Here is a 12780-nt window from a genome sequence, read left to right as displayed (position 1 = left end):
GTTCGATAAAAGCGGTCCCGGTCAGCGGCGCGGGCCGCGCGCCACGCGTTCGATTTCTTCGCGCACCAGCCGTTCGACAAGCGTCGGCAGGTTGTCGTCCAGCCACTCGCGCAGCATCGGGCGCAGCATGTCCTCGGCAATCTCGTCCAGCGAGCGGCGCTCGGCGCCATCAATCGCAAGCGCAAGCTCCTCGAACGAGCGTGCAACCTGCAGGCCGGCGCTCTGCGAAATCAGGCTCTGGGTTTCTTCGGCGACATTCGGCAAACGCTCTTCTTCAGCGTCGGCGGCCGGCGGGACGGCAGCCCGCTGCGCCGGTTCTGCGGCGGCTGGCTGGGGCATGTCAACGCGTTCTGCCTGCGCAACGGCCGGTGCCGGCATTGCGACCGGCGGCGGAGCACCAAAAGGTGCTGAAACGGCTTCCGCCGGATGGCGGGCTTCCTGGTCGGGGGATCCGGCCGGTTCCAGTTGACGAAAGACCGGCGGCGCTTCGCGCTGCGGTTGCGGTGCGGTACGCTCCGAGGCGGCACGAACGCGGGCAGCAACATCGGCAAGCGACATCGCCCGCGCCGGCGCCGGCGCTTCCGCTTCGCGGCTGCCTGCCGAATTCGCCGCAACGAAACGCGGATCGGACATCATCATAGGCTCGGGGAACTCGACGTCAGCATAAGTCTCGTCGACCGTCAGATGGATGTTGGAGTCGCTCTCCTCGTCATCGGCGCCGTAGACAGGCGGCAGGGACGGCGAAATCGCCCTGCCCGCGCCCGGCTCATTGCTCTCGATGATCTGGCGGATCGACGCCAGAATCTCTTCCATGGACGGTTCACGCACTACGCTTGGCTGAGCCATATCTATCCCCGTTATCCCTGCAACAAGATCGGATTGCGTGGAGTGGGCATCCGAATCACCCAGACCTTAGAATACCCCAGACATGAAAAAAATCAGCGCGAATCAAATGAATGCGCCCGTGCACAGTTTTGTTGCGGCAGTCTAGGCCAGCGCCGCTGACGCTTTTGCGACAGGCCGAAAACAAAGCGGGCGCCCCGAGGCGCCCGCTTCATAAATCCTGAAAATTCCGCTCAGAAGACGAACTCTCGAACCTTGGCAAAGCCCGGCAACGGCTTGACCGAAGCATTGAAGAACACGTTTTCCGAAACAGCGTCGTTTTCGCTGAAGAACACCTTGGCGCGGGCGGCGTTGCCGTAGCCCTGAACGGTGACAAGACGGCCGCCCTCGGCGAGCTGGTCAAGAAGGGCAGCTGGGACCTCCTCGACGGAGCCATTGACGAAGATCAGATCGTAAGGCGCGCCGGCACTGTTGCCCTGCTCCAGCGCGCCAGTGACGACGGAAACGTTGGCGTAGCCGGAAAGGTTCTTCTTTGCTTCGGCTGCAAGCGCTTCGTCGCATTCAAGCGCAACCACCGAACCGGCAAGCATGGCCAGCAGAGCCGAGGTGTAGCCCGTGCCGCAGCCGACTTCGAGAACCGCATCGTCCGTGGTGATGGCAGCAAGCTGCAGCAGCTTTGCCAGCGGCGAAGCTTCCATCAGGAAGCGTGCCGACTTGTCGCCCGCTGCCGGCGAGATTTCGACATCGTTGTCGATATAGGCGAGAGCCTTGGATTTCTCCGGCACGAAGGCCTCGCGCGGCACCGTCAGGAAGGCCGTCAGCACGGAATGCGACGTGACGTCCGTCGTACGGATCTGGTTGTCAACCATCTTTGCGCGTGCTGCTTCGAAATCCATCATATCCTCTCGCCCGTTGAACGTGGCATTGTCACCCGTCCTCTTAATCTCCGCGGCGTGCGCTTTCAAGGCACAGTAAGCAACTGCGGCAAGAATCCTCCCGCTTGAGCCGGCTGGCGTCCGGCGCGGCCGGGACTGCAACTCTTGTTTGGAACAAAGAGGTGGTTTGTGGTATTCTTACAACCGGAGGAAATGGAGGAGGTGCAGGCCATGTCTGCCTTTTTCGAGTATCTCACGCTGTTCGACTTCTTCATCATCGCAGCGCTGATCGCCATATTCTGCTGCGGGCTGCTGGACAGCGAGACGACACGATAGCGTCAGTGCGCCAGTTGTGAAGTGCATCGCGCCTGAACGCGGCCCTATGCGTAAATCTGCGCGCAAGCGTCGCTCATCGACCTCGACAGCGCTTCGAATTTGACGGCTTGCCATTTCCGATAATCTTCGATCAGGCGGGCGGAAATCCAGAATTTCTCGCCATATTGCGATCCGTCCCAGCCGATGTCGCCGAGGGCTCTCGCACGGTTCAGCACGCGCACGATCTGCGTGCGCGAGACATGGTAGCGGCTTGCAAGATCTCCCGGCCTCAGTTCGCCAACATAGCAGCGCTCGGAAAGCGTATTGCCCGAGGGAAAACGGGCCACTAGGTCATGAATTACATTGCTGCCGAGATTGGTGAACGTGAAGGTCTTCACGCTTTCCGGCGGATCGTTCCAGCGCGGATCGGCGATGAGTGCCCGGGCAGCGGGCGGATGGGAATAGTAAAGCAGCCGTGGGTCGGCCTGGGAAAGAGCAAGCCGCTCTCCCCCGTCCAACCTGTCCAGCGATGCCATATGGCTGTCGAACCAGTTGCGGATAAGATGCTCCGCCGCTTCGGAAAGCGCCAACGGCCGCAGTCTCTTGTCCGGGCTCTCCCGTTCGGTGAAGAGCTTGTACTGGCGCATCTGCGCTATATAGGAAGCGATCGTATTCCTGCTGGCGAATTGGTGCAGCGGCGCGAACTCGGTAAGACGCGTAACCGTCAGATCCTCGCGGCTCGGATCTGTTCGTCGCTCGAAATAGAAGGCCAGCGCGGCCTGGGCGACGAGCCAACGGCGTAGATCAGACATATAGCGCACCGCGCGCGGCGCCTCATGATAGATGGCTATCAGGCGGCTCGCCGCTTCCGTCAGTGACATTGCAAACAGCGGCGACGCCAGAAGCTCCCGAACGCTATAGCCGGGCGGAATGTGCGCGTCCTGTCGAATTTCCTGTTCAATGGCCGGCATATCGGATCACAGCGGACTGATTTCGGCAATTCAGCCAGACCGCAGCGCCCGGCTTTTGCCTTGGAAGTTTCTCCTGGAGAGGCCCTCATTTTTCAAAAATATGATTGTTTGTCAAATAATTGCTTGGCGGACGCTGGATGCACCCGCTTTAAGAACCTCCGGCCTGTTACGGTTTCGAGCTAATCCGATTGCGAGTTTCCTTCGAGTCCCGGCGAGGCCGTCGACGACAAGTGGTGCCCGGCATGATCGCGAGGTACGCCAGAGTAAAAAATTGGGATGAAATTGGACGCGGCCAATGCGTCCACCGGTGAACGGCACCAGTCACTCGCGACAAAAGCTTGCCGAAATATTCTATCTCGTAAAATCCCGGCATTCTCCTTCGGCTTCATCATTGGACATTGGCTGACCCCGGGACGAAAAGGATGAAAACAAAGAGTGCGCCTACCTGGATTGCGCCATAAACCGTGTGGCAACCTCTAGTGTGTCACGGCGTTGTCGACAGATGGCTTTCAAAGAAGCTCGGTGGGTGATCGCGGCGCTCCAGACGCTCGACAACCTCTCTCAGCGCGATCTCGGACTTGATATCGTCGATCGCCTCGCGGAAGGTCTTCTCCATGTTCGGAGAAAGCGCGTCGATGAGGGCAGAGAGTTGCTGGCGAAGGGTGGCCATTATTCAGCGTCAGCGCTCTTGCCTACCTTCTTCGGAGGGGGAGCCTCATCCTTGATGATCTGCCCGAGGCCCGATGGCTTCGAGTGAACCGGCCCCACGCTGCGGAATGTCGAGGACCTCTCGGGGGCGTGCAGGCCCTATAGGTCTTATGCAGTAGCAACTTAGTCATAGGTGTTCCTTCCCATCGTTTCGGCTTTCGATGATACTCAGCCAAGCAGAGACACGGAGTGACGGATGGGAAACTTCGGGCCCGTGATTATCGCAAACATTCCCTATTCGGATTTGGAAAAGCTCTCAAATTCCGTGAAGAAGTGCGCCGGCGTTTACATACTGAAGGCACCAAGCGGCGGACCAGGAACGCCTGCGGTCGATGCTCACTGCTGGTTCCCATCACTCGATGACAGCATCCAATTCGAGCGCGAATGGGCAGCGCCCCAAGACGACTGAGGCGCAATTCTTCCTTGGACGACAAGGACGACGTTGGTCACGCCATCGTAATTGTTGGGATCGCCGCTGACGTCGCGATACTGCTTGCCATTTGCCGTGACGGCGAGATCGCGATCGACGGACGAGATGGAAACCTGCACGTCTCCGGCCTGAATGACAGTCCCGTCGATCTCGCGCGCCGTGTATCCCATCGGCAGGAGCTTGGCCGTGCACGAGGTTTCGACCGGATCGCCGCAAGGCAGGATCTCGAGGCGTGACGCGCGTTGTGATGCCGCTCCGGCCCAATTTCGCGATGAGGCGTTCAGCGGTGCCCTGGAAGCGCCTCTGTTAAACTGTTTCATATTGCACCGCATATTAAAATTAGCAGTTGCTTGTGCACCTGCGAAATTGTGGCATCCTGCGAGCGACCAAAAGGGGGTGTCATGACCGCCAAGCTGTACTTTATAGGTAGACCACAGCCAACACGCATGAACTGCCGGCAGATCGTCGATGCCGCCATGCTTGAGTTGGTCGAAAGGCTGCACTCAAAGGGCCTTGGACGAGCTGAGGTGGCCCTCGCCCTCGCCGACGCATCCGAAGACTACGTCATCAGGCTAGCGAGTGAGGCGGCTCACGGGGCCTAGACTACGAGCGCGCCCGCCAGGATACGAGCGTTCGGCAACAAGCTAGCCGTCATCGCGCCGACGCCTTCCCGCGACGGTTACAGCGTCGGTAAAATTCATTGTGGACCCGAGGTTAGCGACGTAGCCGGGCACTATCCCAATGGATAGGCTCGATATACACACGCACGATTCATCTTTTGGTGGCGAAGTGCTTTTCTATCGATGCTTCAAGAAGGAGGAATTCCCCATGGAAGCCCATAGGTATAACGTTCACAAGAATCTCAACATCTATTGGTCGGTGTTCGATGAAGTCACCGGGCAGAAAGCCGTGATCAACGGATTTGTCATGGACATGCTCACAGCCGAGGAGGCCAAGGAGTTGGTCGGAGCATTGAACCGCGAGGTAGATCAAGAATTTCTTCTGGCTGCGTGACACCGATAACACCGAGCATCAGACTTCCACTTCCCTGACGCTAGCAAGCCAGTCGTCGATCGCTTCCTTAAACACCTCTGGTCCGAGCAGGATCTCGCCCTGATAGGGTTCGACGGTCGCGAGTTCCGGAGCATCATCGTCGTAAGGGATGGTGATATGCAGCTTTACTCGGCGTAATCCAGCTCATGTTCGACGCAAACAGCTCTTCGAACCGCTCCATCAGCCGCGGGCCACCCCGCGGGATTTTCACTTCGTCCTCCCATGCAGAGCCCATCGCCATCCAGTCGACAGGGCTGCAGGTAATCGTCCCATGCAGGTGGTCGGCCGGCAACGTGGTTTCGAAACCTTGCCCCTTCGCCCACGCGATGATGTCTGCCGCATTGATGACCTTGCGTTTGACGTACAGTGACCGTGGAGCAGCGTCTGCGGCCTGGCGGGAGGGGCACCACTTGCCGAGGGTTGGCTCTTGCTCGCTCAAGGCCCCGCATTTCTCGATTGCGGCATCCAGCCCGGGCAGGACGCCATCCTCTACAAGGCGGTTCACGAGCGCATCCGATACAGCTTCTCGCGGTATGATCTCCTGCCCGCTTCGCGTTCAACCATCCCGCTCATCTCGGCCACCATGCCGAGATGGATGACAGTGCGAACATCATCGCCACCAGAGCGATATAGACGACCCATGCTGAAGCATTACGGACAGGACGAGGTAGGCGAGCCAGACGATCTTGCAGGCGATACGAAGGGCTTGGTCTTGGGCGAACGTCGTCTTGCCCCTCACCTTCGCCTCGTCGATTATCGCGTGTGCCGTCCATTCGAGCAGACCTAGCCAGACGCTACCCGTGACCACTGCCACGCCGGTACCTTGGATGCCGGAATGTGTGATCAGGTGATAAACGCGCAGCGGGCCAGATTGTTTGGCGTCAGAGAGGAACTGACCCTGCAGCGGATAGTCGAGCAGCCAGTGCGTAGCGAGCAACATCAGCGCCAGCATCATGAAAGTTTCGATCATCGTCTCTCAACCTGTGGAGAAGTCGAATAACCGGAAAACCACGTGCAAAGCCGTTCCTGTTGTTGAACTGCACTTGCGACTCATGGGTGTTCATTATCAATTGCTCATGCAACCAGCAAAGGAACGGCTATGGCACGGTATATTGCAGTTTACGATATCGCCGACACCCATCGAGATCCGCACGCCGCGTTTATCGCTCAAGCGGAGAAACTTGGATGGTCGACTTGGGTATGGGCGCTTACCGCAAAGAAATGGTATAAGCTACCCAACACCTCCCTGATCGGCGACTTCCAAGATCGCGACGCGGCACAAGCAGCATTCAACGCCGCAGCAAAGGCCGCCAGAGCTGAGAAGGGTGAGCTTACGGTCGAGAAGTATTTTATCGCCGACTGGGGCTCAGCCACATTTGACTCTGATGTTAAAGCTGACCCTGCGAAATGATCGCTCGTTCGGTGCGCTTAGACATAGGTGACTTTCATCATCACCCCGGAAGCCGTGTGTTGTAAGACCCTCCGGGGTGATTTCCTTCACCGTTCGTCACTGGCCTTTTCAAAGGTCAGGCGATAGACGCCGCCGATCTCGAACTGCTCGATGGCAGCCGGATTCGTGACGGTTATGGAAAGCTCGCCCTGCGGGGTATACTTCGACCAGTCGCCATTGCCTTCCGGCAGGCCCTGCAGATAGCCACCGAAGGCAGCAGCAAGCTTGATCTCGACGTTAACCTGATCGGCCTGACTGGTGGCGCGGTGATTGATTTCCTTCACGTAGAACATTGCTTGTACGCTCATGCGTCTTCTCCTTATTTGCCGGAACCCGCCGGCGCGGATGTTGGTGGCCACCGGGCCTGAAACAAATTGTCCCGATTCGCGTTTATCTTATAGGCGCTATCGCTTACGAGGCGCCGGAAAGGAGGACATCATGTCTTCCGACACCTCCTACCTGCCATACGACCGCCGCGCAGAAACAGACGGAACGTGGACCGTTGTCGATGCCATCACTGGCCATCCTGCTACGATCGGGTACAAGCAGTTGAGCGACCTGACGGGCAAGGATGCCTCTGAATTCATGGAAATCCTCAACCGGAATACGGATGAGGCCGCATGGCGTCGTCTCCCCAGGTACGCAATCCAGGGACTTCCAGCACAGATAAGCGGCGTTGATCTTGCATAGCCGCGGTCACCACAGCATTTCTGCTGAATTGAAAAGCCCGCGCCCCGGTTAAGGTGGCGGGCTGTGGGGGTCAGGCCGGTCCAGGTTCGACGCGCCGCCTTCGGTTGAGTTATCCACTAGGCTCCGGAGCGCTAATCCAAGGACCAGTTATAGGGCGATGCCGGATCATTAACGCACGCATGATCGAGGGTGCACATCTGTCCGTTGGCATCCCGCAAGCTGACGATGGCGCGCTTGTCACCCAGCTTACAGCGGGACGGCGGATAGCGGAAGCTGCGGCCGCCGAAGCCGGTGCGTACAAAAGCCGCTTTGGATTGGCGGATAATTTGCGCAATCTGGCTACACGTGTGAGCGCGGGCGTTGACTTCCACGGCCTGGGCGGCAAGGCCTGACGACGGGAGCAAAAGCGCAGCTGCTAAAATCACGTTCTTCATGGGAACTCCTCCTATGGAGGCGAGTTAAACAGCGCTGCCAGCGGCATTCAAAACAAATTCTGTATTAACAAATTCTGTATTGAGGCATTGCCTCGAATTGGTGCCTGAGCCGTAGCCCGGGCTAGTGAGGATGCATCCGGCGATCAACCCAGGCAGAACCTCAGACCTCTATGTCGCCTGACGCTTGCGGGCCTCTCGCTGACGGCGGCGTTCGTTCTGCTTTGCCGCCCAATCAAATCCAGCGAGCAAAGCGGAGCATTCACCAATGGCCACCGGGAACGGGCGGGTATATCGGGCGAACTCGTTCAACTCGCGGCTCCTGTTTCTCTTCTCCGGGATGGAACGATGTGACGTGGCGGGATTTAATATGATCGATAACCCCTACGATTGGAGCGCGGTCATGTTGGTGCACCGATGGAAGAAACCCCTCGTGCTGGGAGATCGCCGCATTCGCATTGTTGTCGGCTCCCCGAGGAGGCCATGAACTGGCTTATCCACGAGCCCAACCAAACGAGCGATAAATGGCGCCGTGCATGGCAAGCTTGCCGAGCCGCCATTGATGGTCGGATGGCAGCTGAGGACGCCAGGTCTGCGGTTCAGCTTGCGGTGAAGCGCTAAGTGACCTGCGAATCATCTGCCTTGGGTCTTGCAGCGTGCCGGAGCTTCGCTACCGCGACGATCGCAGGCCGAACCTCCGGCTCTGCGGCCTCGTAGTTCCAAGCCGCGATGGCCATTGAGGTAAGGTCGCTTTGCGCGCGGGAGCGGTTCCCAATTCGCGGAGTCGGGGTTCGTCTTGTCCCCATCCAGGCACCTCGGGAACATGCCGTCAGGCAGCGAGCCGTTCTGCTTTTCCCAGAGATATTTGTGAGCCAATAGTTGGCCGAAAATCCTTTCATTCCGCTGCATCCGCAGCGCCATCAGCGGCTCTTGATACCGGCCGGCATGAACCTTCAGTTCCCTGACACCACCAACAGATCGCAAGAGCACACATGCCTCCGCAGCATTGTGGGGGCGCGTCCTCTGAGACGGGAGACGGATGCGCATGCGCTCGCATTCGGTGACGGCGGCGCTCTTCCAGTCCTTCTTTCCCTTGTTGTCTAGCGGTGGCTTGAAGGTCTGTCCGTAGAAGCTCCTGCGCCAAGTGCCTTGCGGGAGCGTGCCCTGGGGAATGCCGAAATTAGCGATCGTCGAGACAATGGCCGTGGTCGTCACCCATGGATAAATGAGTGCGTCGGCGCTGGTGTTGCCGATCTTGGCGAGGGGTTGCTCCTCCAGCGCCACAAAATCAGGCTTGCCGTGCTCACGTATGACGGCAGCGACCTTCAAGCCGACTGGATGGAGATAGGCAGCCGATACTCCGGCCAATCCAAGGATGCCCCGAGCTCGACTATGGCCGCTATTTCAGTTCATTGGCCGTGATCAGCAGGGCCTTGTACTTGCCATCCGGTCCCATGCCTTGCATCTGGCGCGGGCCTCCGACGTAGATCTCAAGCCGTGGCGACCAGCTTTCGCCCATCTCGAACCAATCAACCGGCGTGCGGCTATAGCCCTCATCATCTCCCCTGCCGGTGGCACGCGGGCCAAAGATGGGTTCGTGTGCATTGAGCTGTTCTTCCGATACGTTCGTTAGATCGATGGTTTGGATAGGTCCGCCACCGCGGCGGGCGTGTTGAATACTGGCGAGCGTGGAATGCATGTAAGGCTGCTGCATCCTTCACGATCGACGCTGCAGCATGCCGAGTGCGCACGTCTTGCCAGCAGACTGTGGAAAAATTAATTGGGATGGAATCGGTTCAAAGCTGCTGCCGCTGAAGACGGAACCGAGGGGCTGAAACAGGAACGCATTACCACACCTCGCTTTGGTGTGGCGGAACGGTTCAAGTCAAGATTGCCACCTGAGAACAGCTGCGGCAAAATCAAGCACTTACAGGTGGGTGAAAAGTTGATTGGAGGCCTCGCCCGGAATTGAACCGGGGTACAAGGATTTGCAGTCCTCTGCGTCACCACTCCGCCACGAGGCCATCCGTAAGCGTTTTATGCTGTGGTGGCGCGGATTTAGAATGATCCTAGGAGAAGCGCAAGGGGGTTCATTCTGAATACGGTCCTTTTTTCATTCTGAATAACCGTTTTCCGAATGTTCTCGGACCCCGCAGAGTTGACTGCGGGGTTTTTCCTTTAACGGTCTGCAGATTTTACTGGCAGTTGCCGGCGGCATTTTTAACCTGGCCCGGTGCACACTCGGAAGACTCTTGTTTGCCCTGGGAATCCTTGTCTTTATCGGAAGAGCTCGTCCCAGAGGTTGAAGTGCCAGATCCGGTACCGGAACCTGAAGTGTCGCCGGACTGGCCAGAACCACTAGTTCCACCAGAACCGCCGCTGGCCTGAGCCATGGCCGAAGTTGCAAGGCCGATCGAAAGTGCAAAGACCGTGATGAGTTTCAGAAGCATTGGATGATCCTCCATTTTGAGCTTCGGTTCTGATCCACCGAACCTCGGCGAGAGGAACAGGTTCCTGCCAATTGTTTCACTCGATCTCGATAAATCTCCGCATTCTCCTCGGCATCACGCAGCCCCTTGTATGACGACTGCCGCAGCTTGCCGTCATGCGTCCAGGCGCGATATTCGACCTCGGCCACCAGCGTCGGCTTCACCCAAACGATATATTTGCGCCGGCCGGAATATTCGACAGGCGGCTTCTTCACCTTCAGCTTGTCGAGTGCGGCGCGCAGCTCATGCGCCGTGCGTTCATTGAAGCCGGTCCCGACCGATCCGACATAGACCAGCTTGCGTGCCTTGGCGCGCTCCGAGCAGCAGTGAACCGATCCCGGCACGCGCGACAAAAGAATGCTCGTAGCCGACGATCGCGAAGCCGTCGCTCTGGATGCATTTGATCTTCTGCCAGTCGCCACGCCGGCCGGAGCGATACGGGCTCTCACGGTCTTTCGCGATGATTCCCTCAAGGCCGTGCTCGCAGGCAGCAAAATACAGCCGGTCTCCGTCTGCCTCGATCTCTTCCGAGAGCCGGATGACATCGTCCCTGCTCTTGATCAGCCCCTCCAAGAGATGCCGCCGAGCGGTGAATTCCAATTTCCTCAGATCATGGCCGTCGAAATAGAGCAGGTCGAACGCCATGAAGATCGCTTCGGTTGAGATGCGCTTGCCGCCCCGGTCGCCGAGCGATTGCTGCAGCAGCCCGAAATCCGACCGGCCTTGCTCATCGAGAACGACAGCCTCGCCATCAAGGATCGCGGTCGCCACGTCGAGCTTCTTCGCCGCTTTTGCGATGGCCGGGAAGCGATCCGTCCAATCATGGCCGCCGCTGCGTGATAATGCGAACGCCTTTCGGCTCGATATGGATGGCGATGCGATATCCGTCCCATTTGATTTCGAAGGCCCACTCCGGCCCTTTGGGCGGTCCGGGTTTCAACAGCGCCAGGCACGGCTCAATGCGGTCTGGCATGGGATCGAGGGGAAGATTAGGCTGCGCCGGATCTCGCGGCTTTGCGGGCTCGTGAGCGAACCGGCTTATCGGATGGCGAGCAGAGGCTTTGAAGGTGGAGGCTTTGCCATCCGATGATTACATCAGGGAATACTTAAAAAGAAAACGAAATTTGAGGCAATGACAACGGAAAAATAGAGGTAGTGAAATGAATATAGATCTGAACCAAATACGCGATAAGTTTGATGGTTTGTGCAGCGGCTCTGCAAGTCGCGAAGAAATCGCAAGTTTTGCAAGTCGGGCGATCGAGGCGGATGATATTGGCACATTGCACTTGGAGAAGTCGAATGAAAGCAAAAATATGGGAAGCGATCCTGTACTTAAGCGGAGCGGATTTAATGGACGTTCCGGGAGAATATTTGCACACGGTATCGGATTGTGAAAATGCAAGACGTGAGCTGGGCGCGTAGTGCTCGCTTGATGCCGAGGCCTTCACGACGCAATATCAACAACGTCACGTTGAACTTTTAGAGATGCCAGCTGTGACGGGTGGGGATTAGATGAAGACGCTGCTTAAAATTTGGTCGCAACGCGGTCGCATCGATCACGGCGTATGTGATCGCACAGATTGAATCGGTGGAATTTCATGGGACTTTTGGAGCCATAGGCATGTCACTGATTATTGAAATAACGAGCCCGCCGGATAGAGAGGACCTTGTTGCGGAGATATGGGCTGGAGATGAAATATTCGCGGAAGTCTCGCTCAAGGAGTCGAACGCGGCGGTTGTGGAGTTCTACCCGCGCCAAAGTGGTGAACCGTGGATTACTGACCTTGACGAGATTACTCAAGCTCTGAATCAGTCGAAACAGCGTCTTCGCAAGGCACCTTGACTCTCCCGTTGACGAGAACATAATAAGAACAAACGGCTGCCAACTCGGGGCTATAGCATGCCGGAAATGAACTATATGCGGAAGCTGTCCCGCTGGACGCTACTGGACGCTACAGATGCCGGGCAGCTCCTGGTGATCACCTGCCAGTACTGCAACACGACGCATTGCTATAAGCCGCGCGAAATCCTGCAGTTCCGCGACAATATGAGCCTTGACCGCCCGGTGAGCAGGTTCCGCTTCGAGCGCTGTAATCGCCGCGATTATATGCACCTGCACGTGCACCATCCCAATGGTGCGGATTTCGGCAAGCTCGTCGTCCGCCGGCTGGTCAAGGTCAAGACGGTCAAAGTTCCCGTTTGGGAAGACGCCACGCTTTCAGGAGACTCCGGTGGCATCAAGACGAGATAATCCACTAGCCCGCTGGCGCCTCAACTAAGACCTGCCTTTTCATGTGATCCTCTGGTGGAGCAATTCGACCGGCCGGGAGGTAGTATGGAATTTCCCGACATTCAAAGAGCGTGGCGAGGTCCTGTCGTCATGTCTGCGGATCGATAGCAGGTGCAGGCAGTATCGCGCGCATTTCGACGGCGACGCCTATCTTGTCTTTTGCTTCCCGACTCGCGAAGCTGCCCCAGAATTTCAATCACGCTGGAACGGCCAGTTCATCGACACGGACGAAGTT

Annotated in this window: 18 protein-coding genes, 1 tRNA gene and 3 pseudogenes; 8 read left to right on the top strand and 14 right to left on the bottom strand. The window is 57.8% G+C overall.

The annotated features are described in order from the left end of the window. Window positions 1-21 precede the first annotated feature (21 nt). Window positions 22-846: a PopZ family protein gene (locus ACW4PC_RS03945; RefSeq protein ID WP_455872877.1), complete on the bottom strand. Its 825-nt coding sequence runs from the start codon at window positions 844-846 to the stop codon at window positions 22-24. A gap of 230 nt (window positions 847-1076) precedes the next feature. Beyond that, window positions 1077-1742, bottom strand: coding sequence for a protein-L-isoaspartate O-methyltransferase family protein (locus tag ACW4PC_RS03940; protein WP_455872950.1), 666 nt, complete (start codon window positions 1740-1742; stop codon window positions 1077-1079). Window positions 1743-1907: 165 nt separating this feature from the next. Here ACW4PC_RS03940 and ACW4PC_RS03935 point away from each other — a divergent pair, with 165 nt between their 5' ends. After that, window positions 1908-2054 carry a hypothetical protein gene (locus tag ACW4PC_RS03935; protein WP_455872957.1) on the top strand — a complete coding sequence of 49 codons (147 nt, stop codon included), beginning with the start codon at window positions 1908-1910 and terminating at the stop codon, window positions 2052-2054. Between the two features lie 44 nt (window positions 2055-2098). Here the strand turns inward: ACW4PC_RS03935 and ACW4PC_RS03930 are convergent, their stop codons facing one another. The 3 genes and pseudogenes from ACW4PC_RS03930 to ACW4PC_RS03920 form a co-directional block, all read right to left on the bottom strand. Then, window positions 2099-3004, bottom strand: coding sequence for a hypothetical protein (locus ACW4PC_RS03930; RefSeq protein WP_455872876.1), 906 nt, complete (start codon window positions 3002-3004; stop codon window positions 2099-2101). A 529-nt stretch (window positions 3005-3533) separates the two neighbouring features. Continuing rightward, window positions 3534-3674, bottom strand: a pseudogene (locus ACW4PC_RS03925) (head morphogenesis protein); the annotation flags it as partial. A gap of 449 nt (window positions 3675-4123) precedes the next feature. Beyond that, window positions 4124-4415: pseudogene (locus ACW4PC_RS03920) on the bottom strand (hypothetical protein); the annotation flags it as partial. 555 nt (window positions 4416-4970) lie between these two features. On the opposite strand from ACW4PC_RS03920, the gene ACW4PC_RS03915 reads away from it, so the two are divergent. After that, window positions 4971-5156, top strand: a complete 186-nt coding sequence (locus ACW4PC_RS03915) for a hypothetical protein (protein WP_028739658.1) — start codon at window positions 4971-4973, stop codon at window positions 5154-5156. A gap of 133 nt (window positions 5157-5289) precedes the next feature. Here the strand turns inward: ACW4PC_RS03915 and ACW4PC_RS03910 are convergent, their stop codons facing one another. Next, on the bottom strand, window positions 5290-5700 hold the full coding sequence (locus ACW4PC_RS03910) for a hypothetical protein (protein ID WP_455872875.1): 411 nt from the start codon (window positions 5698-5700) through the stop codon (window positions 5290-5292). Window positions 5701-5805: 105 nt separating this feature from the next. Further along, window positions 5806-6165, bottom strand: coding sequence for a DUF3307 domain-containing protein (locus ACW4PC_RS03905; RefSeq protein WP_455872874.1), 360 nt, complete (start codon window positions 6163-6165; stop codon window positions 5806-5808). 129 nt (window positions 6166-6294) lie between these two features. On the opposite strand from ACW4PC_RS03905, the gene ACW4PC_RS03900 reads away from it, so the two are divergent. Next, complete coding sequence (locus tag ACW4PC_RS03900; protein WP_455872873.1) at window positions 6295-6606, top strand: hypothetical protein; 312 nt, start codon at window positions 6295-6297, stop codon at window positions 6604-6606. An 86-nt stretch (window positions 6607-6692) separates the two neighbouring features. On the opposite strand, the gene ACW4PC_RS03895 is transcribed toward ACW4PC_RS03900, so the two are convergent. Beyond that, a complete protein-coding gene (locus ACW4PC_RS03895) occupies window positions 6693-6953 on the bottom strand; it encodes a hypothetical protein (RefSeq protein WP_455872872.1) in 261 nt (86 codons plus the stop codon). A 130-nt stretch (window positions 6954-7083) separates the two neighbouring features. Here ACW4PC_RS03895 and ACW4PC_RS03890 point away from each other — a divergent pair, with 130 nt between their 5' ends. Continuing rightward, a complete protein-coding gene (locus ACW4PC_RS03890) occupies window positions 7084-7335 on the top strand; it encodes a hypothetical protein (protein ID WP_455872871.1) in 252 nt (83 codons plus the stop codon). 131 nt (window positions 7336-7466) lie between these two features. On the opposite strand, the gene ACW4PC_RS03885 is transcribed toward ACW4PC_RS03890, so the two are convergent. Beyond that, window positions 7467-7769 (bottom strand): hypothetical protein, encoded by a 303-nt coding sequence (locus ACW4PC_RS03885; RefSeq protein WP_455872870.1) that lies wholly within the window; start codon window positions 7767-7769, stop codon window positions 7467-7469. A 414-nt stretch (window positions 7770-8183) separates the two neighbouring features. Here ACW4PC_RS03885 and ACW4PC_RS03880 point away from each other — a divergent pair, with 414 nt between their 5' ends. Beyond that, window positions 8184-8387, top strand: a complete 204-nt coding sequence (locus ACW4PC_RS03880; protein ID WP_455872869.1) for a DUF982 domain-containing protein — start codon at window positions 8184-8186, stop codon at window positions 8385-8387. 12 nt (window positions 8388-8399) lie between these two features. Here ACW4PC_RS03880 and ACW4PC_RS03875 read toward each other — a convergent pair whose 3' ends face one another. From ACW4PC_RS03875 to ligD, 5 genes and pseudogenes are all read right to left on the bottom strand, one after another. Next, window positions 8400-9134, bottom strand: a complete 735-nt coding sequence (locus ACW4PC_RS03875) for a hypothetical protein (protein ID WP_455872868.1) — start codon at window positions 9132-9134, stop codon at window positions 8400-8402. A gap of 31 nt (window positions 9135-9165) precedes the next feature. Continuing rightward, the gene (locus tag ACW4PC_RS03870; RefSeq protein WP_455872867.1) at window positions 9166-9480 is read right to left on the bottom strand and encodes a hypothetical protein; all 315 of its coding nucleotides are present in this window, start codon (window positions 9478-9480) and stop codon (window positions 9166-9168) included. 236 nt (window positions 9481-9716) lie between these two features. Continuing rightward, window positions 9717-9790, bottom strand: a tRNA-Cys gene (locus tag ACW4PC_RS03865). Between the two features lie 171 nt (window positions 9791-9961). Further along, window positions 9962-10216 carry a hypothetical protein gene (locus ACW4PC_RS03860; protein WP_455872866.1) on the bottom strand — a complete coding sequence of 85 codons (255 nt, stop codon included), beginning with the start codon at window positions 10214-10216 and terminating at the stop codon, window positions 9962-9964. Further along, window positions 10207-11338, bottom strand: a pseudogene (ligD, locus tag ACW4PC_RS03855) (non-homologous end-joining DNA ligase). The gene ACW4PC_RS03860 and the pseudogene ligD overlap by 10 nt, the downstream one beginning before the upstream one ends. A gap of 77 nt (window positions 11339-11415) precedes the next feature. Between ligD and ACW4PC_RS03850 the strand changes: the two are divergent. The 3 genes from ACW4PC_RS03850 (at window position 11416) to ACW4PC_RS03840 (ending at window position 12506) form a co-directional block, all read left to right on the top strand. Further along, window positions 11416-11649 carry a hypothetical protein gene (locus ACW4PC_RS03850; protein ID WP_455872865.1) on the top strand — a complete coding sequence of 78 codons (234 nt, stop codon included), beginning with the start codon at window positions 11416-11418 and terminating at the stop codon, window positions 11647-11649. 227 nt (window positions 11650-11876) lie between these two features. Next, window positions 11877-12098, top strand: coding sequence for a hypothetical protein (locus ACW4PC_RS03845; RefSeq protein ID WP_455872864.1), 222 nt, complete (start codon window positions 11877-11879; stop codon window positions 12096-12098). A 75-nt stretch (window positions 12099-12173) separates the two neighbouring features. After that, entirely contained in the window at window positions 12174-12506 is a 333-nt protein-coding gene (locus ACW4PC_RS03840; RefSeq protein ID WP_455872863.1) for a hypothetical protein, read from the top strand. Window positions 12507-12780: the final 274 nt, after the last annotated feature.

The organism is Rhizobium yanglingense, from assembly GCF_977109285.1.
The sequence above is the reverse complement of the archived record's forward strand: the minus strand, read 5'-3'. Positions and strand labels throughout refer to the sequence as shown.